Annotated in this window: 1 protein-coding gene; it reads right to left on the bottom strand. The window is 61.5% G+C overall.

The window, feature by feature from the left end; genetic code table 11:
• The coding region (locus GSQ79_RS24490; RefSeq protein ID WP_158811378.1) for a transposase at nucleotides 1–247 on the bottom strand (247 nt) is incomplete at both ends.

The raw sequence follows: 247 nt of genomic DNA, 5'->3' as shown, positions 1-247 counted from the left end.
GGAACAGCCCCTTTTTGAGCAGACTGGCCGCCGTGCGGTGGGCCTTGAGGTGGGTCGCATCGATCATCAACTGATCGGGCTTGCCGCCCTTGGCCGAAAGCCTGGCGAAGATCGCGTTGAAGACGCCAAGCCGGCTCCAGCGGATGAAGCGATTGTAGATCGTCTTGTGGGGCCCGTACTCTTTCGATACATCGCGCCAGCGCAGCCCGTTGCGGATGACGAAGATGATGCCGCTGATGATCCGCCG

It is taken from the genome of Beijerinckia sp. L45 (assembly GCF_009765775.1).
GTDB lineage: Bacteria > Pseudomonadota > Alphaproteobacteria > Rhizobiales > Beijerinckiaceae > RH-AL1.
This window is presented reverse-complemented; position numbering and strand designations above follow the sequence as displayed.